This is a genomic window from Calderihabitans maritimus (assembly GCF_002207765.1).
Classification (GTDB): Bacteria; Bacillota; KKC1; order Calderihabitantales; family Calderihabitantaceae; genus Calderihabitans; species Calderihabitans maritimus.
The window spans coordinates 1652-21881 of record NZ_BDGJ01000198.1 but is presented as its reverse complement, the minus strand read 5'-3'; the positions used below and the strand labels follow the sequence as shown (position 1 = coordinate 21881).

The following is a 20230-nucleotide window of genomic DNA, read 5'->3' as shown; positions in this document are numbered from 1 at the left end:
TTCCTAACCTTCGTCGGCAAAAGCTACCCGGATGACTTCATCAATGGTAGTAATCCCTTGCCGGACTTTTTCTAAACCGTCCTCCCGCAGGGTAAGCATCCCTTCTTTTACCGCTACCTTCCTGATAGCCGAGGCCGCTACTCTTTTACCCGCCAGACTGCGAATAGTTTCCGAAACTGCCAACACCTCATGAATAGCCACCCTCCCCCGGTACCCGGTATAGTCACACGAACGACAACCTCTACCCCGATAAAGGGTTACCGGCTCGTCCGAAGAAATGCCCATGAAAAACCTTTCTTGGGCGTCAGGGGGCAACTGGTAAGGCTCCCGACACCTGGAACAAATGGTTCGCACCAACCTCTGGGCCACCACGCCGATTAAAGAAGAACTCACCAAAAAAGGCTCCACCCCCATATCAATGAGACGGGTAACGGCACCGGCAGCATCGTTGGTATGCAGGGTACTCAACACCAGGTGCCCCGTAGTGGCCGCCCTCACCGCTATCTCCGCCGTTTCCCGGTCCCGGATTTCTCCTACCATGATAATATCCGGGTCCTGGCGCAAGATGGCCCTCAGTCCGTTGGCAAAAGTAAGACCTGCCTTGGGATTAACGCTAATTTGGTTTATCCCTTCCAAGATGTACTCCACTGGGTCCTCTATGGTGATGATATTCCTCTCGGAGGAGTGAAGCTCATTCAAGGTGGCATAAAGGGTTGTGGTCTTTCCACTACCGGTGGGACCGGTAATGAGCAGCATCCCGTAGGGCCGGCGGATAATTTTTTCAAACCGCTCCCGAATCTGAGGCAAAAATCCGAGTTGGTTTAAATTTAGAAGCATGGTAGACCGGTCCAGAATCCGAATAACAATCTTTTCTCCAAAAACGGTAGGTATAGTGGACACCCGTAGGTCTATAGGACGATCATCTACGCGAATCTGTATCCGGCCGTCCTGCGGGATTCTTTTTTCGGCAATGTCCATGTCGGCCATAATTTTTATTCGTGAGGCCACCGCCGCATGGGACTGGCGGGGAAGATTCATAGCATCCCGCAGCATACCATCTATGCGGAAGCGCACTCTCACCTTATGCTGGTGAGGTTCGATATGTATGTCGCTAACTCTTCCCCGGACAGCCTGCTGGATGATGGAATTGACAACGCGTACCACTGGAGCATCATCAACAGCCCCTTCCGCCTCTTCCTCATTATAGTCTTCTCTAACTCGCGCGGGAGCAAATTCTTCTTTTTGGTTATGATAGGTGTCTTCCAAGCCCGGCTGGAAAAATTGGTCCAGAACCTCATCAATTTCCTTTTCGGTTGCTATCACCGGTATAACCTGACAGCCCGTCACTAACTGTACATCATCGATGGCCACAACATTAAGTGGGTCTACCATGGCCAGAGTAAGGCGGTTGCCCTCTTTGCGCAAAGGAACTACCTTATGCCGCCGGGCTAGAGCTTCCGGTATCAAATGAACTGTTTGGGAATCCAGGCTGTAGTCACTGAGAACTACCTTGGGAATGCCCAGCTGAAACTCAAGTACCTCTAAAATATCCTTTTCTGAAATATAATTTAGCCGGGTCAGGACCTTGCCCAGCCTCTCCTTAGTTTCTTTCTGTATTTTCAGGGCTTCTTCCAGTTGCTCCTGGGTAATCATACCCATTTCCACCAGAAGATCCCCCAGCTTTTTCCTCGGCCTGGCCAAAAGCTTTCACCTCGTTCCGGCTACAAAAAGTCTGCTCTCTCTACCCGATTCTATCTCTTTTGTCATAATCCTGCCAAAAAAGTAACATTCTCAGATAGTACTCATATCAAAAAATCACCGCCAAAGAGCGGTGATCTCCTTCGCCGTAAATCCGCGATGTAGTTCTACCCGTCCGATGCGGTGGGGCAAAACCAGAGTGATCTTTCCCTCCAGATTTTTCTTGTCATGGTACATAGCGGATATAATCTCTTCCTTTTTCAGACCGGGAGGCAGGTCTACCGGCAGTCCGGCTCGAGTCAAAATTGCTTTTATCCGCTCCACATCCTCCCGGGAACAAAAACCGGCATTGGCCGCGATATGGGCTGCAGCCACCATACCTATGGCTACCGCTTCTCCATGGCGGTAAGTGGCATAGTTCGTAAGGGTTTCCAGAGCATGTCCGATGGTATGCCCAAAATTGAGAATAGCCCGTAAACCCTGTTCCTCTTCATCCATTTCTACCACCCGGGCCTTGATGGCACAGGAGTGATATACTATATAGCCCAAAGCCGTTTTATTTTGATTTAAGACTTCTTCTAAGTTATTTTCCAAATACTGAAAAAAAGTTTCGTCCCAGATAACCCCGTATTTGATCACCTCTGCCAGCCCGGCCCGCAGTTCTCGCAGAGATAAAGTATCCAGGGTGTTCAATTCTATCCAGACCAGACGGGGTTGGTAAAAAGCTCCAATCATGTTTTTGCCCCGGGGATGGTTGACCGCCACTTTACCACCCACACTGCTGTCCACCTGCGCCAGCAGCGTAGTGGGAACCTGCACGAAAGGCACTCCTCTCATATAAGTGGCTGCCACAAACCCAGCCAGGTCTCCGACCACTCCCCCTCCCAGCGCAATTACCGGAGAACGGCGTTCCAACCGGTTCTCGATGGCCATGTCGTAAAGTTTGTCCGCCTGGGAAAGGCTCTTGGCTTCCTCTCCGTCAGGGACCAAGGCCGTTACCACCTCGAACCCCGCTGCAGTCAAACTTTCCTCTACCGTCTTACCATATAGGGAATAGACTGTCGGGTTACTCACCAGCAGGCAGCGCCTGATGAAGCTTCCCAATTGCGCCATTTCCTTCCCTAGTGCAGGAAGAATCCCCTGGTCTATTACTATGGAATAGGTCCTTTCTCCCAACTCAACCTGAAGGCTCTTCACACTTCATATCCCCTTTCTCCAACAGCTTTAAGATTTCCTTGACCACTTCTTCCCGGGTCAGGTGAGTGGTATCCACGGTATAATCAGCCGCAGCCTCATAATAAGCCCTCCTCTGCTCCATCAATTCATTCACCCGCTCCACGGTACTGCCCCTGGGGAGCAAAGGCCGGGTATTCCGGCGTTTAACCCGCTCCAGTATGGTTTCTGGTTCGGCAGTAAGGCAGATAATAACGCCGGTCTCTTTCAAATTCTTTACATTTTCCGGATTTAACACCACTCCGCCACCGGTAGCAATTACACAATTCTGCCGCCGAGCTACTTTCTTCACTATTAACTCTTCTTCCGACCGAAATCTTTTTTCCCCATGTCGGGCAAAAATCTGAGCCACGGTTAACCCCGTAAGTTTTTCAATCTCCGCGTCAGTATCAACAAAATCCATTTTCAATATTTTAGCCAGGCGTCTTCCTACACTGCTTTTGCCCGTTCCCATAAAACCAATCAATACTACGTTCTTTTTCATCTTTTCAAACCTTCCTTACGTATTCCCTCCAGATTTTCAAATTCTCCCGCAAGTCATCCATATGATCCGCCGGGAATTTTTCCAGCAAGGCCTTGGCCAGTTCCATAGCCACCACAGCTTCGGCCACCACACTGGCAGCCGGAACGGCGCATACATCCGACCGCTCAACCGCAGCCTGAAAAGCTTCTTTGGTACGCATGTCAACACTGTTCAAAGGCTTCATGAGCGTAGGAATCGGTTTCATGGCACCCCTAATCACTACCGGCTCTCCGTTAGTAATACCGCCTTCCAGACCCCCTGCCCGATTAGTGCGGCGGTAATAGCCTCGCTCGGGTTCGTAAAAAATCTCGTCATGAACTTCTGATCCCGGAAGACGTGCCGCCTCTAACCCGAGACCGATCTCCACCGCCTTGATTCCTTGAATACTCATAACCGCTCCCGCCAACCGACCGTCAAGGCGCCTGTCCCAGTGGACATGGCTTCCCAGGCCTACTGGAACACCGGTTACAATAACCTCGAAAACGCCTCCCAGAGAATCCCCGGCCTGGCGAGCCCGGTCGATAGCTTCCATCATTTCCCGCTCCGCTTGGGGGTCGGCGCAGCGTACCGGAGAAGCATCGGCTTTCCCTGCTATTTCCTCTTTGCTCGGCGCCCGGGAAACTCTTACGGCGCCGATCTGTACGACATGACTTACAATGGAAATTTCTAATTGTTCTAGCATGGCCCTAGCCACAGTACCCGCTGCCACCCGGGCGGCCGTCTCCCGGGCACTGGCCCTCTCCAGGATATTGCGCAAATCCTCCTGGCGGTATTTTATACCTCCTGCCAAGTCCGCGTGTCCTGGCCGCGGGCGGGTAATCTTTTTCCCATCTTCCGCCGGTATTTCCTCCGGGTCCATAATACTCTCCCAGTTAGGCCAGTCACGATTTTCTATCACTAGAGTAATGGGACTTCCTAAAGTATATCCATGGCGCACTCCGGAGGTAATTCTGACCCGGTCTTTCTCTATCTGCATCCTGCCCCCCCGTCCGTACCCCGCCTGCCGCCGAGCAAGTTGCCGGTTGATATATTCGGCCTTAAGGGGCAATCCGGCCGGCATTCCTTCTACAATGGTTGTCAACAACGGTCCGTGTGATTCCCCTGCGGTTAAGTAGCGCAGCATGGTTACCCTCCTGTTCCCTTTCTCTCCCTATTATTTCCTCCCCCGGTCAGTCATAGACTAAAGCCTCCAAAATATATTCTATTTTAACCTATGGTCAAACAACTATTACTTTTGTTACAATATTCTCGAATTGAGTTTGGGGGAGGGTCAACTTGCGTAGCTTTTTTATTGCTTTTCTCATCGGCTACCTGGCTATTTTCATCCTACTGGTTTCCCTGGGAGGAAACCGGTTTCGAAAGATTAACAGTCATGCCGCCGGATTTCTTGCCGCATTAATTGTTAGTTATATGGTTAAGATCAACTACCTGGCTGCTGTAACTACTGTGGTGGCCGGAATAGGTATGCTGGTGGCCCTGACCTGGTCACCTTACCGGCGCGCCTCAAACAAACCGGCTCTCTTAGCCGTATTCTCCGGTTCCCTCCTCTTTGCAGACCCGGTGGTAGGAATAGTAGTACTGGCTGTTGCCTTTCTCACCATGCGCTTCCGACACCTGAAATTCTCCCTCTGGACGGCCGGTCTGGTAATAGCCGCTTTTGCAGCTCTGCGGGGCAACAAACCTGATGCCGCCCTGCTCTACATGCTGCTGTTCTACTCCTTGGTAATTGTCCGGGAAAGGTTTTTCTCCCGTTCCCGAACCAAACTCAGACTGGCCAGAGGAATACTATTAATTTCGGTCGTATTGTTGTCCATGACTGTTCTATACCTCAATCATTATGTATACCGGGGCTTCGCCATGCAGCCGGATCTAGTGCGGGCCGGGAGTAACGAAATTCCGGTAGTGGCTTTGACTTTTGACGATGGACCTGATCCCCGGTATACTCCGGCTATCCTGGACATCCTGCAAGAAAAAAAAGTTCCGGCTACCTTCTTTCTGGTAGGAAAGCATGTGGAACGCTACCCCCAAATAGCACGCAGAATTGTAGATGAAGGACATGAAATCGGCAACCATACCTATTCTCACGCCAACCTCCTGGGAGCCTCCTCCTTCAAAATTAGGCGGGAGATTGAAGCGGCGGAGAAAGCCATCAAGAAGGCGACCGGACGGCGCCCGGCGTACTTCCGGCCCCCCCGGGGGCTGTACTCCAGAACTCTGCGGGATATTCTGTCCGAGAAAAATTATGCGCTGGTCTTGTGGTCCGTAAGCTCTCAAGACTGGTCAGGAGTCAGCGCTCAAGATATCGAGCGTAACGTTCTGGCACGGGTGAAGCCCGGTGCCATAATTCTGATGCATGACAGCGGCGACTTAATTTCCTCCTGGGGCGGAGATCGCACCAACACCGTCAAGGCTTTACCGGGCATAATCGACGGTCTTCGTGCCCAAGGATACCGATTTGTCTCCCTGAGCGAACTACTGGAGCTTTCCAATAAACCCGTGCCGGTTAAGTCAGGGGCCGGGGGAACCATCGATCTGGAATAATAATTTACCGGACCAAGTTGCTTACAGTCTCTCTCATTATCTCAGCCGGGGCCTCCTGTCCTGTCCAGAGGCGGTAGGACCGGGCTGCCTGGGCGACAAGCATTCCCAAACCCGATAAAGTGCGGCAGCCCCGAAGTGCCGCTTCCCGCAGAAGGGTGGTTTCCCGGGGACGATATACCAGATCACATACCAGAAGAGTTCTCCGCAAAAGATCCGGATTAATCAACGGTGGTTCCTTGTCCCGCGGATACATGCCTACCGGCGTAGTATTAACCAATACCTGGCTTTCCTCTAATGCCGCAGTCAATTCTCTTTCAGATAGACTGAAAGCCTGAGCCCGGGCAGAGGTCGACCGATTAATAATTTCTACGATTGCTTCCGCTCGGCTTACAGTCCTATTGGCAATATTTATTTTCCTAGCCCCTTTTAGAGCCAGCGAAACCGCTACCGCGCGACAGGCCCCGCCTGCTCCCAAAAGAGTAAAAGTTAATCCTCTCGGGTCTATGCCCGCCTCCTCTCGCAAGGAATCCATAAATCCCTCTCCGTCGGTATTGTATCCTTTCAACTTCCCATCCTCTTCAACCACCACGGTATTAACGGCTCCTATCATCTGGGCCTCGGGAGATATCCAGTCGAGATAATTCATAACTGTTTCTTTATGAGGAATAGTTACGTTTATTCCTCTGATATTCAACGCCGGTAAGGAACACAATGCCTGAGCAATTTTTTCCGGCGGTACGGCAAAAGGAACGTAAACGTAATTGAGTCCCGCAGCCTTAAACGCCGCGTTATGTATCAGGGGAGACCAGGAATGCTCCACCGGCCATCCAAATAAACCTACCACCTTTGTTTTTCCGTCAACCGTTACCATAAACAGCCCCCCTATTGTTTTATAAAGGGCATGATGATTCTCTCAACCTTGCGTATAAACCGAGTTCCTATAAATTCCCGCGGTCCTAGAGGAACCACCAGGATGGTGTACAGCCCCATGCGATTCCCACCCAAAATATCGGTAAAAAGCTGGTCCCCCACTACCCCTGCTTCCTCTGCCCGACAGTCCAAAACCTCAAGAGCCCGCAGAAAAGCTCTTCTCCTGGGCTTGCCGGCACCGGAAATATATGGCACTCTCAAAGTCCGCGCAACATGATCAACCCTATCCCCCCTATTGTTAGATACTATGCAGGCCCTGATACCATGTTGGTAAAGATTCGCAAACCATGCCTCTACCTCCGGGGTAATCCGGCGATCGTTCCAGTAAGTGATAGTATTGTCTAGGTCTATTATCAGGCCTTTTATACCTATTTTCTTTAACTGGTCCACGGAGACCTCCAAGAGAGAATTTACAAATAAGTTCGGCTTAAGCAACTTCAACATTTTGTCCACTCCTAAGATTCCTAGCTATAAAATGTTTATATGGCGATAAAAGACCGCTCTGGCCACAAACCTTGAAAAGCTGGTATTGCTAATTTCTTTAAAATCTTATCATAAAAGTACAGCCGTTGAAAAGCTTTGATTTCAACGAGTTGAATCTTTACTGGCAACTAGAACCAGTACTATTTTCGTCTTAATATGACACGATTCAGGTAAATTTTTGTCAAATTGACAGGAGGTATGTTTGATTAGTATTATCGTAAATGGATAGCAATATAATTGGATGACAATTTTAGAACAGCGGAAACGCCCTTCCGAAATTTGATGAAGGGCTTATCAAATGCTCTTTAGGGGGTGATACCTGCCTTCATTAGCGTATCACTGGGGAATGATTGAGTGCTTCACCTTTAAACTGAGGTGTAAAGGGAGGTTTTACCATGAAAAAACTGCCAGTCATGGTCACTGCTCTGTTGCTAGCGTTAATATTTCTCACAGGATGTGGTGCGACTCCCGAAAAAGAAGCCGCCCCCCCTGCCAAAGAAGAGCCGCAAGAGACGGGTGCAGAAAAGACGGCCTCAGTCGACCACAGCCAATTGGTAACTGGACCCTTCGAGAAGCCACAAGACGTCACGGCCAAATGTATCACCTGTCATGAGGAGCAGGCAGAGGAAGTAATGGCCACTATTCACTGGAACTGGGCCGGTCCCACGCCCAATATTGTCGGCCATGAAAATCAAACGGATTTGGGCAAGAGGAATGGTATTAACAACTTCTGTATTTCAGTCGTGTCTAACGAAGTGAAGTGTTTCCAGTGCCATATCGGTTACGGCACTGAATTTGAAGGAAAAGAAAACATCGACTGTCTGGTCTGCCATGCCCAAGAGGGCGGTTACAAGAAAGATAAAAAAGGAATGCCCGCAGAAGGCGTTGACCTGGTGGCGGCCGCTCAGAGCGTCGGCAGACCTACTATCAAGAACTGCGGCACATGCCACTTCTACGCCGGCGGCGGCGACGCCGTAAAGCAAGGCGACCTAGATTCCACTCTGCTGAATGCTACTGCCGAGCATGACGTGCATATGGGGGGCAACGGTTTGGCCTGCGTGGACTGCCACGCCGGGGAAAACCATAAGATAAAGGGAACCAGCATCCATATAGAACCTACCGAAGGTAGCGTCAAATGTGAAAGCTGCCACGGCAATGCACCTCACGAAATGGATAAGCTCAACGAGCACATAGATACTGTAGCCTGCCAGACCTGCCATATCCCCACCTTTGCTAAAGGGCAACCCACTAAGATGTACTGGGATTGGTCGACGGCAGGACAGGATATAGAAGCTGAAAAAGACGAATACGGCAAGGAAACTTACAGCAAGAAGAAGGGCAGCTTTGTTTGGGCAAAAGACGTCGTTCCGACTTACGCGTGGTATAACGGCAAGGTGGAGCGTTACATTGTCGGCGATCCCATCAATCCCGACGGCGTAACTGTCCTGGCAAAACCTGTGGGAAGTATTGACGATCCTAATGCTAAAATCTATCCCTTCAAAGTTATGAAAGGCAAGCAACCGGCAGACGCCAAAAACAATATCCTGCTTACACCTAATGTGCTAGGTTTCTGGAAGCATTTTGACTGGGATAAGGCATTAGCAGACGGAGCAGCGGCAAGTGGCTTGGATTACAGTGGAGAGTATAAATTCGTCGAAACGGAAATGTATATAGGTATTAACCACGAAGTTGTTCCCAAAGAAAATGCCCTGACCTGTAACGACTGCCACAGTGAAAACGGGCGGATCGACTTTAAAGCTTTAGGTTATGAAGGAGACCCCATGCAGGTTGGTAGCAGGTTCAGCAAGGAGAAATAAAGAAAGATTTAATTATGGCCCTTTAAATTTTCAGCCCTGCTCATGTCCTAAGACATAAGCAGGGCTTTCTTATTGTTCATGCTCTGAGTTTAATTCTTTAATCAATTTTTGGATAGCTTTCTTCTCGATGAGCGCTACCTAAAGCACTATAAGTCCTTAACTTTAATCAGAAATCAGCCCTTCTTTTACCAGAAAATCATGTGCCACCGCTTCATAGTCCTTACCCTCAACTTCCACCTGGTAATTTAATTGCTGCATTTCTTCATCCGAAATCTTACCACCAAGCTGGTTTAGCACCTCTTCCAATTCAGGGTACTTCTCCAAAGTATCCATACGGATGACCGGAGCCGCGTAGTAAGGTGGGAAAAACTGTCTATCATCCTGTAATATTACCATATCGTATTTAATTAACTGCCCATCGGTAGCAAAGGCGTCAATTACTTGAACGTCACCGTTTCCTGCTGCCTGGTACTTGAGACCGGTGTCCATTGCTTTCGTATCCTTGAAGTTAAGACCGTACGTTTCAACCAGCCCACTATATCCATCGGGACGGTTGAAAAACTCCTGCTCTGCACCGAGAATAAGATCCCCTTCTTTACCCTTCAGGTCAGATATTTTCTGCAGACCTCTTTCTTCCGCCAGTTTTCTAGGAACGGCGATGGCATAGGTATTGTTCAAACCGAAAGGCTTTAACCATTTCAGTTCAAACTGTTTATTATATTCTTCCTGTACTATGTTATAAACTGTTTCGGGATCGTTTATCACTTCTTTTTTGAGAATGGCTACTAAACCGGTCCCGGTGTAGTCGGGATACAAATCAATATCACCTTTTTTCAGGGCGTTAAAATTGACCAGAGTACCGCCCATGTTCAGCTTCCGCTCAACCTGGAGGTTTGTTTTTGCTTCAATCAACTGAGCCATGATTTCACCAAGGATAATATTTTCGGTGAAATTTTTTGAACCAACTACTATTTTATTTTCACTACCTCCGCAACCGGCAAACATACTTACTATCAAGCCCAGCATCAATACCAAAGCAATCCGCCTTTTAATACTCATGTTATACCTCCTGCTTACTTCTTTTTTCATCCAGTCTCTACTGGTCAGCAGAAATCCTCAACCCTTTTGGGGTTAGCAAGTGTTCCAAATACATCATAATAAAATCCGTGATTACCGCCAGTAAGGCAGCGGGAATCGCTCCGGACAACAGCAAACGAAGGTTGGTTGTTTGAATACCGCGGTAAAGCAAATCACCTAAACCGTCTGCTCCAATAAAGACCCCCATGGTAGCGATACCAATGGAGGTAATCATGGCTACCCGAATTCCTGCCAAAATCACCGGCATGGCAATAGGCAGCTGTACTTGGCGCAACAACTGTACCCTAGTCATGCCCATCCCGAGTCCAGCTTCCACCAATCCCGGGTCAATTCCTGAAATGCCCACATAAGTATTTCGTACTACAGGCATCAGGGAGTACAGAAACAAAGTAATCACCAGTGTAGTATTTCCAAGGCCAGTTACCATCATAACCAGAGCCAGTAAAGCCAAACCCGGAATAGTTTGAATGATTTCCGTAACCGCCATCATTATTTCAGCCAAGCGCCTATATCGGACAAGCAAAATTCCCAAAGGAAGTCCTATTATGATACCTAGCGTCGCGCCTAAAATTGACAGGTACAGGTGCACTAAGGTCAGTAACAGAATATGCTCCATAACCCACCTCCTTTAAGGTATTAAGAGCGTAAACCTCTAGGAACTAGCGCTTTCTCGAGGCGCCCCAGGAGATATCCCGCCAAAACAGCCAGCATTGCTGCCGGAACCGCCCCACCTACAATCAGCTGGGCATCATAGGTCTGCAACCCGCTAATAATCAAATCCCCCAGGCCTCCACTGCCTATCAGAGCGGCAAGAGTTGCCCAGCTAATAATATATACTAATGAGATACGAACACCGGAAATGATAACTGGCAACGCCAAAGGTAGCTTAACCATAAATAGCAACTGTTTGGAATTCATGCCCATACCGGTACCCGCTTCCAGATATGCAGGATCAATCTTTTTGATGCCCGTGTAAGTATTTCTGAGTATAGGCAGGATGGAATAGAAAAAGAGAACGACCATGGCCGGTAAAACACCTATACCTAATACCGGAAGTATCAAGCCGAAAAAAACCAGGCTGGGAATCGTTTGGATAGTCCCGGAAACCGCCAAAGCAATTTTCGCTATTCGTTCATGTCTGGTCAGCCAGATACCCAGGGGAATAGCTACCAGGGCACCAAAAAAAACTGCTCCAGCGGACAACAGGATATGTTGAGCCGTAGCCCTGAGCATCCACTGGCCGTGTTTATCAAGAAACTGCAGCAGCCCTTCCACCATCTAATTCCTCCCCCCAGACGGCTTTAGCCAAGGCATTAACCGCACTGTCACGAGTGACAACCCCTACCAGCCGGTTTTGGGCATAGTTTCTAGCTCTCCCGCCCTCTGAATACGGTTTTTACCGATAAATTCGGCTACAAAATCATTGGCCGGATGCCTTAATAACTCTTCTGGTGATGCTGCCTGCACTATTTTTCCGTCTTTCATGATCACAACCCGATCAGCCAGTTTTAGTGCTTCATCCATATCATGAGTAACAAAGATAATAGTTTTATGCAATTTGGCCTGCAAACTCTTCAATTCATTCTGCAGGCTTTCCCTAGTTATCGGATCAAGCGCCCCGAAAGGTTCGTCCATCAATATCAGAGGGGGGTCCGCAGCCAATGCTCGTAAAACACCAACTCGTTGCTGCTGACCACCACTTAACTCAGAGGGATATCTGTGGGCGTACTCCTCATAGCTCATACCGACCAGTTCTAATAGCTCCTTAACCCGCTCAAGCCTGCGCTCTCGATCCCATCCGAGCAACCTAGGAACCACATCTACATTCTGCTCGACTGTCATATTAGGAAACAGGCCTATCTGCTGAATGACATAACCTATTTCGCGCCGCAATTTAACCGGGTCCATTGCCTGGACATCCCTACCCATTACGTATATCGTCCCTGAAGTAGGTTCAATCAAGCGGTTTACCATCTTTAGAGTGGTCGTTTTACCGCAGCCACTAGGGCCAATTAATACTACAAATTCTCCGGAGGCAATTTCCAGGTTGAAATTATCAACTGCAACATGTTCATCATACACCTTGCTGACGTTTTCAAAAGTAACCACTACTGCTTCCTCCTTACCTTGCTACCTACGGACGTTTTTCTATTATACCGTTTTAACCCAAAGCTGGCAAAAAGCGTCTACCAGGAAGAGACCCAATTATTCTGTCTGACTAAGGGTCAGAGAAATTGAGGGGGAGTATCCGGACGTATTCTCCTAATACCTCAAGATTCCTAAGTGCAACAAAGCCAAATATTCCATTTACCCGCTGGGGGTATAATGAAAGTATGCTATTCATTTCATAATTCTATCCCGGCATACAAATAAAAATAAAAAGAGCCCTTGCTATGGCAACAGGCTCCTTTTATTAATTTTACAGGGTGACCCCTTCTTTAAATATGGCAATCTCTCGGTAGTCATTTTCCTCGTTCTTAGTTCGAATCTCACCGGAGGCAACCCGTAACACATAATCAAAAAATTCCCCTGCTAACCGCTTCATAGGCACACCCTCTAAAAGCTTTCCCGCGTCAAAATCGATCCAGCTTTTCTTATGTTCTGCCAGCCAGGAATTACTGGATATCTTTACGGTAGGCACCGGCCCGCCCAGGGGAGTACCCCTGCCAGTGGTAAAAAGAACCAGATGAGCTCCAGCCGCCACCAGTGCAGTAACCGCCACCATGTCATTGCCAGGCCCTTCCACCAAGTTTAATCCTTTTTTGCCAGCGCGTTCTCCGTAAGCCAGCACGTCCACCACTGGACCGCGCCCACCCTTCTGGATACATCCCAGAGATTTTTCTTCCAAAGTGGAAATGCCACCTTTTTTGTTCCCTGGAGAAGGATTTTCATAGATGACCTGATTGTAGCGCAGAAAGTAATCTTTAAACCCATTTATGAGCTGAACGATTTTGACAAATACTTCTTCGTTTATCGCCCGATTCATGAGAATGGTTTCGGCACCAAACATCTCTGGCACTTCAGTTAACATGGTAATTCCGCCCTGCTTAACCAGTAAATCTGAAAATACTCCCACCAGGGGATTGGCGGTAAGGCCAGAAAAGGCATCAGAACCACCGCACTTTAAGCCCACCTTGAGGCATCCCACGGGAACCGGAGTACGGGTAAAACCCTCAGCATAGGCAACCAGTTCTTCCAAAACTTTCAGCCCTGCATTTATTTCATCCTCAACTTCTTGAATTGCCAAGAACTTGACCCGTTCTGGGTCGTAGGGTCCCAATACCCGTTTAAATTCCTCGATGTTATTATTCTCGCATCCCAGTCCCATCACCAGAACCCCGCCGGCGTTAGGGTGACAAACCAGACCGGCCAGAATTTTTTGGGTTCTCAGATGATCATCGCCCAACTGGGAACAGCCATGGGGATGAGAAAATTGAAATATTCCATCTATATTTCTGCCAACAAATCTTTCTCTGGCCTTTTGAGCTAGCCGTTCTGCTACTTTGTTGCAACACCCAACGGTGTTTATAATCCAGATTTCATTTCGGATCCCTACCTCGCCGTTTTTCCTGACATATCCAGGAAAAGTGAGATCACTTTTCTCTCCGGGACGAACCTCCAACTCAACTGGTTCATACTTGTATTCCAATAAACCGGAAAGGGTAGTGGAAATATTATGGGTGTGCACCCATTCCCCCGCCCGGATATCCCGGGTAGAAACACCTATAGTAAACCCGTACTTGGTCACCTTATCGCCTTTTTTTATGTCTCTGACAGCAATTTTATGTCCGATAGGTACGTCGTCCCGCAGGGACAGCCTTAAACCTTCCGTTTCAACAATACTTCCAAACTTCAAGTCCCGGAGGGCCACCACAACATCATCCATCTTATTAATGAGTAACACATCAGCTACAGGCATCTTTCTCATCCTAATCTTCAATCACCTGGCGCAGGGCGTAACCCATGCCATGCTCCATAATGTTTTTCAGGTTCTCCGATACGGCATCTGCAAGCCCTGGAACCTGGTTTAATTCCTGACCCCACAACCTCTCGCTGCCCAGCACGTCAACAACCAGAGACCGAACATCCCCGCTACACTCATACTGCTGCCATCTGGTAACAAAAAACTCCAATACATCCAGGTCATCCCGGAAACGATATTCCTCTCCTTTTCTCTTCCCGACTAGCATACCGTCCTCTACACGGCCACGGTAGAAAGCCATAAGAGCGGCCAGAGACAGTCCCATGCACTTGGGTATTGAGTTTTTTTCCCTGACGTAGCTCAGGAGCGATGGTAGTACCCTGGTCTTGAACTTAGAAATAGAGTTAAGAGCAATGTCAATTAAAAAATGTTTGATAAACGGGTTTTGGAAACGTTCCACTACCGCCCGGGCAAACTCTTTAATTTCCTCTTCGGGAAAGTCCAGGGTGGGTACAATTTCCTCAAAAATACCCTTTCTTATAAATTTCCCTAACAGCGGGTCTTCCACCGAATCCTTTACAGTATCTTTTCCGTACAGGAAAGCCACCGGCACGGTCATGGTATGGGCCCCGTTAAGTATCCTGACTTTTCGGGTACGATAAGGGGTCATGTCATCCACCCACAGTACGTTTAAACCTACTTTGTGGAAAGGCAGTTCTTCGCTAAACCGTTTATCCCCCTCAATAACCCATAAATGGAATATTTCGCCAGTGTTTAGCAGCTTGTCCTGGTATCCTAGTTCTTGCCATATTTGTTCCGCATCTCTGGGATACCCGGTTACAATCCTATCCACCAGGGTATTGAGGAAATAATTATGCTTTTTGACCCAAGTATTAAAACCCTCAGGCAGCTTCCATTCTTCTGATATTTTTAGTACAATCCTCTTCAGGTTGTCTCCATTCCGGTCGATAAGCTCGCAGGGTATAATCACCATGCCCTTTTCCGGGTCCCCCTGAAAATGCTGGTACCGACGGTACAGATAAGCGGTAAGCTTACCGGGGAAGGAAGACGGACAGTTGTCCATATTTTCCCCCGGTACATAGGCGATACCGGCTTCAGTAGTATTGGAGATAACGTAGCGAATTTCCGGGTTCTCGGCACACTTTAAGTATTCTTCCCACTGCTCATATGGATTAATACCCCGGCTAATTACCGAAATGACCTCTTTTTCCTGTACCAACCACCCGTTTTGAATCCCGCGCAGGAAAAGAGTATACAACCCATCCTGTTCATTCAATACCGAAACTAATCCCCGGGGAATAGGTTGCACAACCACCACCTTGCCATTAAAAAGACCCTCTTTATTTAGACGGTGAAACATCCAATCCACAAAAGCTCTTAGAAAATTTCCTTCGCCAAATTGAATAACCCGTTCCGGTAAATCTTTTACCGGCTGTACCTCAACGTCCGCGGGAAAAGAAAAACCAGTGTCAATAAGCTTTCGACTAAGCTGCACTTTTGCATCCTCCTTCACAGCCCGTTATGAGGATTGAGGGCAGGCACTAGCCCGCCCTCCCTGCTCCTTACCTTTGTACTCGTCCCGAAGCATCCCCCTTGGCTAAAGTTTCTACCTCGTCCACTGTCACCATGTTAAAGTCCCCAGGAATGGTATGCTTCAAACAGGAAGCAGCCACGGCAAAATTAACGGCTTCCTCGGCACTCTTCCTGGTAATCAAAGCGTAAATCAACGCCCCACCAAAGGAATCCCCGCCGCCTACCCGGTCTACAATAGGCACGATACGGTAACGCCTGGACTGATAGTATTCCTTGCCGTCAAACAAGATAGCGGACCAGCCATTGTCAGAAGCGGAAAAACTTTCCCGCAATGTAATGGCAACATACTTAAATCCAAATCTCTCCTTCAGTTCCTTGGCCACCTGCTTGTATCCTTCGCTGCTTAACCGGCCCTTGGTAATATCAGTCTCAGCAGCCTTGATACCAAATACCTTTTCCGCGTCTTCTTCGTTAGCAATGCATACGTCTACATACTTAACAATTTCTGACATGACCTGTTGAGCCTTCTCCGGCGTCCAGAGCTTTTTCCGATAGTTAAGGTCGCAGCTTACGATAAGATTCATTTCCTTGGCCGTCTTCACTGCCTGTAGGGTTATCTCCGCCACCTTGTCGGACAAGGCCGGGGTAATTCCGGTAAAGTGGAACCATGCAGCCCCCTGGAATATCTTCTTCCAATCAAAATCTTCGGGACTGGCTTCCGCGATGGCGGAATGAGCCCGGTCGTAAATCACCTTGGAAGGACGCTGTACGGCACCGGTTTCTAAGAAATAGATACCCAGACGATTTCCGCCTTTAACAATAAAGTCAGTCTTTACGCCGAACCGCCGCAGGTGGTTAATAGCGCTTTGCCCAATGGGGTTGTCGGGTACCTTGGTGACAAAATAAGCATCCAGGCCGTAATTCGCCAGGGAAACTGAAACGTTGGCCTCCCCGCCACCGTAAGTAACATCAAAGCTGTCCGCCTGTACGAAACGCTGAAATCCGGGAGTAGAAAGTCGGAGCATAATTTCCCCGAAGCATACAACCTTCTTGGTCATGGTAATTCCCTCCTTTTACCCTTGCCGAGCCGCCCTGATCTTGTCCACAAAAGCGCTGGCGGTTTCGGTTATAATGTCGTAGTTGTTCTCCTGCAAACCTTTCTTTGTAAGTTCAGTACCCACACCCACGGCAACTGCCCCCGCCTTAATCCATTGATCAACGTTATCCAGGTTTACGCCACCGGTAGGCATCAGCGGAGCATACGGTAATGGTCCCCGAAGGGCCTTAATGATGGAAGGACCGAACAGACTGCCCGGAAATATCTTAACCACATCCGCGCCGCACTCCATGGCCTGTACCACTTCCGTTACTGACATGGCACCCGGCATGCAGATTTTCTGATAACGGTTACACAGCCGAACCACATCGGGGTTAAAGTGCGGTCCCACGATAAACTCGGCTCCTGCCAGCAGGCACAGCCTAGCAGTTTCGGAATCCAGCACCGTACCGGCCCCAACCAGCATCTCTTCCGGCTTGTAGTTCTTGACCAGTTCCCGGATCACCTCCACCGCCCCGGGAACCGTCATAGTAATCTCAATGGCAGTAATGCCTCCCTTGCGTACCGCCTCAGCCACCTTAAGCGCCTTTTCAGGCGAGTCAGCTCTTATTACTGCCACAATGCCGCAGTCAAGGATTTGTTTTAGATACTCCACCTTCTTAATCATAGTCCTAAGCACTCCTTTCACAGACCCAGTTTTATCATGTAATCTAGGGTCATTTCAGCACACCTCTTCGGGTCTGGTTTCGGTAATATCTCCGCCGATACAGCCCCCTTGTAGTCAATATCCCTCAACAACCTAATTAAACTGGGGAAGTCTATGTGCCCATAGCCCGGGACCCAACGGTTACTGTCCGCCACGTGCAAGTGCGTAAGATAGCGGGCACAGCTTCTAAGGCTCTCTTCCATGGATGGTTCTTCGATGTTCATATGGAAAGTATCTGCAAGGATACCGATGTTGCTCATTCCCGTAGCGTCAATAATTTCCATAGCCTCGGCTATGGTGTTGATAAGATTTGTTTCGTAACGATTAATCGGTTCAAGGGTCAGACAAACACCATATTGCTCGGCATACCCCGCACATTCCTTCAGCGCAGCAAGAAGCCAATCCCTTGCCCTCTCTTCTGCCACTTCTGGTAGTCTCTTACCGCGGATCAAACCAATAATTACCTGAGCACCAAAATTGGCCGCAAATTCAACCTGCCGTTTGATTCGCTCCACGGCCTTTCTCCGCACCGATTCATCGGGGTCGGTAAAACTCAATCCCTCGTCGCCGTAAGCCTGACCGGTACCGATAGCCACAACGGGCAACCCCAGCTCTCTGGTAAGTCCTACCAACCCCTTTAAATCCACCAGGGCCGGATCCCGCACGGCCAATTCCACGGCATCATAGCCCAGAGTAGCCACTTTCCGAATACCCTCTTCCAATCCCTCTTTAAATGCTAAAGCGTCGAATTTCGTCTGGCCGGAAACAACAATGCACTTTTGCACGTTTCAGCTCTCCTCTGACTTTAATTTTGAGGCCGCCTCAGAGGCGGCCCTTGTTTTAAAGAAGAATAACAACCTATGCAGGAGGATAATGTAGAGAATAAATGCTACGACCACCCTTCAGCGGCCCTTTTAGAACGGCTTCTATTTCTTCCTTCGGCCGTTGAGTGATTTCGTCGATAGGCGGCAGAACTCCAGGCGGGAACCGCTTAAGGATATCGTCATGCAACTTCACCATGTAATCGAGGAAAGCCTCGATACCCGGGATTGCCTTCTTCGCATCAGCCAAGGTAGCCTTCCCAACAACCCCCTCCGGATATGCAGATACTTCAATGGGACCGAGACCAACATGACCATACCATGCAATGGGTCTATGCAGCAGGTTGCCTGCTTTATCAACATGCCCTTCGGGTAGATATCCCCGCGGGTTGGTATCTACTGCATCTTCCATCTTGATCATCTCAGGGAATAGGGCCAGAGACCAGGAAGTTTCTACCTCGTCCGCGTGAATAAACTTGGTCTCGTACGGACCGCCCTCTTCTTTGGTCTTGAACTGATCCTGGATGGCATGATACCAGTTCACGTTAATCGCAATCATTGGAACCTGATAGGTTTTTGCAAACTGGTGAATAGCAGTGGGAATAACGTACTCTTGCCCGTGACCGTTAAGCAGGATCATCTTACGGAAGCCCATGTTCCAGTATCCGGCCATTATGGACTTCAGCATCCCGATAAAGATATCCTCAGGTACCACCACTGTGCCAGGCATGCCCACGTGATGGTACGGATGGGAACCCCACCACAGAGGCTGCGAAACGGTACAGCCAGTCTTCTTGGCTACCAGCTCAGCCATACGGGTTACCAGGAAAGTGTCCTCGCCGATGCAGGCATGGGGTCCGTGGGCCTCCGTGGCACCAACAGGAATAATGATGATGTCGTTTTTCTTGAGACGCTCTTCAATCTGCTTCCAGGTCATGTTTTGTAGATAGATTCCGTCGGCCTTGTCCATATGACCGCCATTTTTCAGCGGAAGGCCCCATTTGCTCATATGACATCCTCCTTTTTTTGAATCTTATTTATTATCTTTCGTGTGGTATCACCACAACCTCCAGCGCGTCTCCTCTGCGCATGGCCTCAAATCCTTTCTCTATTTCCGCCAAGGACAGGCGATGAGTTATCAGTTTCTCCAGCGGCAGGATACCACTTTCAAGAATCTTGATAGTAGGCGGAAAGGTATATCTGGCAATAAAACTCCCCATCACTGTCAGTTCGTTCCTGGTTATGTCGTTTTGAGCAATCTCGGCTCGGGCATTCTGGTTCTGGCCGAACAGTAGAATCCTCCCTCCCCTGCGGACCACTGCCATCGCGTCCTTTATCAAACAACCTACGGCGTCTACTGCCACATCCACCCCTGCTCCCGTTTCCTGACGTACAACCTCGACCAAATCCTCCGTGGTCGGGTCTACCACCCTTGTAGCTCCGCTCTCCAGAGCATATTTTTTTCTGAACTCGGAAATTTCGGAAACTATAATCTTGCCCGCTCCGGCAGCCTTGAGCAGTTGGGTGAAATACAATCCGATAGGGCCCGCGCCCAAAACTACGACGTTCTCACCAGGCTCAAGGCCTATTTTTTGCGTTGCGTTAACCACACAGGAGAGAGGTTCTGCAAATACTGCGATTTCGGGAGGCACATCCTTGCTGATCTTATGCAGGGCCTTGGCGGGAGCCACGTTATATTCGGCAAATCCACCATCGACAAATATTCCTAGTGTGGTCATGTTTTCACACATATTCGGACGCCCCGTCTTACAGTAACCACAAGATCCGCAGGTAAGATTGGGATCTACCACAACCCTGTCCCCAGCGCTAAACTCGCTAACCGCCGG

18 protein-coding genes and 1 pseudogene are annotated in these 20230 nt (G+C 49.0%); 2 read left to right on the top strand and 17 right to left on the bottom strand.

The genetic code is table 11. The features are described from left to right. Nucleotides 1-3 precede the first annotated feature (3 nt). The 4 genes from gspE to aroC all read right to left on the bottom strand — a co-directional run bounded on the left by gspE (nt 4) and on the right by aroC (nt 4577). On the bottom strand, nt 4-1701 hold the full coding sequence (gspE, locus tag KKC1_RS14495; RefSeq protein WP_305790415.1) for a type II secretion system ATPase GspE: 1698 nt from the start codon (nt 1699-1701) through the stop codon (nt 4-6). A 114-nt stretch (nt 1702-1815) separates the two neighbouring features. Then, on the bottom strand, nt 1816-2895 hold the full coding sequence (aroB, locus tag KKC1_RS14490; protein WP_088555135.1) for a 3-dehydroquinate synthase: 1080 nt from the start codon (nt 2893-2895) through the stop codon (nt 1816-1818). After that, nucleotides 2876-3415 (bottom strand): shikimate kinase, encoded by a 540-nt coding sequence (locus KKC1_RS14485; protein WP_088555134.1) that lies wholly within the window; start codon nt 3413-3415, stop codon nt 2876-2878. The genes aroB and KKC1_RS14485 overlap by 20 nt, the downstream gene beginning before the upstream one ends. Before the next feature lie 4 nt (nt 3416-3419). Further along, nucleotides 3420-4577 carry a chorismate synthase gene (gene aroC, locus KKC1_RS14480; protein WP_272946683.1) on the bottom strand — a complete coding sequence of 386 codons (1158 nt, stop codon included), beginning with the start codon at nt 4575-4577 and terminating at the stop codon, nt 3420-3422. Between the two features lie 152 nt (nt 4578-4729). Here aroC and KKC1_RS14475 point away from each other — a divergent pair, with 152 nt between their 5' ends. After that, entirely contained in the window at nt 4730-5995 is a 1266-nt protein-coding gene (locus KKC1_RS14475) for a polysaccharide deacetylase family protein (RefSeq protein WP_088555133.1), read from the top strand. Between the two features lie 4 nt (nt 5996-5999). Here the strand turns inward: KKC1_RS14475 and KKC1_RS14470 are convergent, their stop codons facing one another. Further along, nucleotides 6000-6866 carry a shikimate dehydrogenase gene (locus tag KKC1_RS14470; RefSeq protein ID WP_088555132.1) on the bottom strand — a complete coding sequence of 289 codons (867 nt, stop codon included), beginning with the start codon at nt 6864-6866 and terminating at the stop codon, nt 6000-6002. 11 nt (nt 6867-6877) lie between these two features. Continuing rightward, nucleotides 6878-7369: a YqeG family HAD IIIA-type phosphatase gene (locus KKC1_RS14465; RefSeq protein WP_088555131.1), complete on the bottom strand. Its 492-nt coding sequence runs from the start codon at nt 7367-7369 to the stop codon at nt 6878-6880. A gap of 434 nt (nt 7370-7803) precedes the next feature. On the opposite strand from KKC1_RS14465, the gene KKC1_RS14460 reads away from it, so the two are divergent. Next, complete coding sequence (locus tag KKC1_RS14460) at nt 7804-9225, top strand: tetrathionate reductase family octaheme c-type cytochrome (protein WP_202820109.1); 1422 nt, start codon at nt 7804-7806, stop codon at nt 9223-9225. 162 nt (nt 9226-9387) lie between these two features. Here the strand turns inward: KKC1_RS14460 and KKC1_RS14455 are convergent, their stop codons facing one another. The 11 genes and pseudogenes from KKC1_RS14455 to KKC1_RS14405 form a co-directional block, all read right to left on the bottom strand. Further along, the gene (locus KKC1_RS14455) at nt 9388-10284 is read right to left on the bottom strand and encodes a glycine betaine ABC transporter substrate-binding protein (protein WP_088555130.1); all 897 of its coding nucleotides are present in this window, start codon (nt 10282-10284) and stop codon (nt 9388-9390) included. A 37-nt stretch (nt 10285-10321) separates the two neighbouring features. Further along, nucleotides 10322-10939, bottom strand: coding sequence for an ABC transporter permease (locus KKC1_RS14450; protein ID WP_088555129.1), 618 nt, complete (start codon nt 10937-10939; stop codon nt 10322-10324). A 20-nt stretch (nt 10940-10959) separates the two neighbouring features. Then, nucleotides 10960-11601, bottom strand: coding sequence for an ABC transporter permease (locus KKC1_RS14445; protein ID WP_088555128.1), 642 nt, complete (start codon nt 11599-11601; stop codon nt 10960-10962). Nucleotides 11602-11694: 93 nt separating this feature from the next. Continuing rightward, nucleotides 11695-12432, bottom strand: a pseudogene (locus KKC1_RS14440) (ABC transporter ATP-binding protein); the annotation flags it as partial. A gap of 310 nt (nt 12433-12742) precedes the next feature. Continuing rightward, on the bottom strand, nt 12743-14242 hold the full coding sequence (locus KKC1_RS14435) for a UxaA family hydrolase (RefSeq protein ID WP_088555194.1): 1500 nt from the start codon (nt 14240-14242) through the stop codon (nt 12743-12745). 10 nt (nt 14243-14252) lie between these two features. Beyond that, nucleotides 14253-15761, bottom strand: a complete 1509-nt coding sequence (locus KKC1_RS14430) for a tagaturonate reductase (protein WP_088555126.1) — start codon at nt 15759-15761, stop codon at nt 14253-14255. A 67-nt stretch (nt 15762-15828) separates the two neighbouring features. Beyond that, nucleotides 15829-16857, bottom strand: coding sequence for a sugar kinase (locus tag KKC1_RS14425; RefSeq protein ID WP_088555125.1), 1029 nt, complete (start codon nt 16855-16857; stop codon nt 15829-15831). A 15-nt stretch (nt 16858-16872) separates the two neighbouring features. Continuing rightward, the gene (locus KKC1_RS14420) at nt 16873-17523 is read right to left on the bottom strand and encodes a bifunctional 2-keto-4-hydroxyglutarate aldolase/2-keto-3-deoxy-6-phosphogluconate aldolase (protein ID WP_088555124.1); all 651 of its coding nucleotides are present in this window, start codon (nt 17521-17523) and stop codon (nt 16873-16875) included. A 17-nt stretch (nt 17524-17540) separates the two neighbouring features. Next, a complete protein-coding gene (iolO, locus tag KKC1_RS14415) occupies nt 17541-18347 on the bottom strand; it encodes a 5-keto-L-gluconate epimerase (protein WP_088555123.1) in 807 nt (268 codons plus the stop codon). A gap of 73 nt (nt 18348-18420) precedes the next feature. Continuing rightward, on the bottom strand, nt 18421-19392 hold the full coding sequence (gene iolN, locus KKC1_RS14410; protein WP_088555122.1) for a 3-dehydro-scyllo-inosose hydrolase: 972 nt from the start codon (nt 19390-19392) through the stop codon (nt 18421-18423). Nucleotides 19393-19423: 31 nt separating this feature from the next. Beyond that, nucleotides 19424-20230: zinc-binding dehydrogenase (locus tag KKC1_RS14405; RefSeq protein ID WP_088555121.1), on the bottom strand; the 807-nt coding region annotated here is incomplete at its 5' end.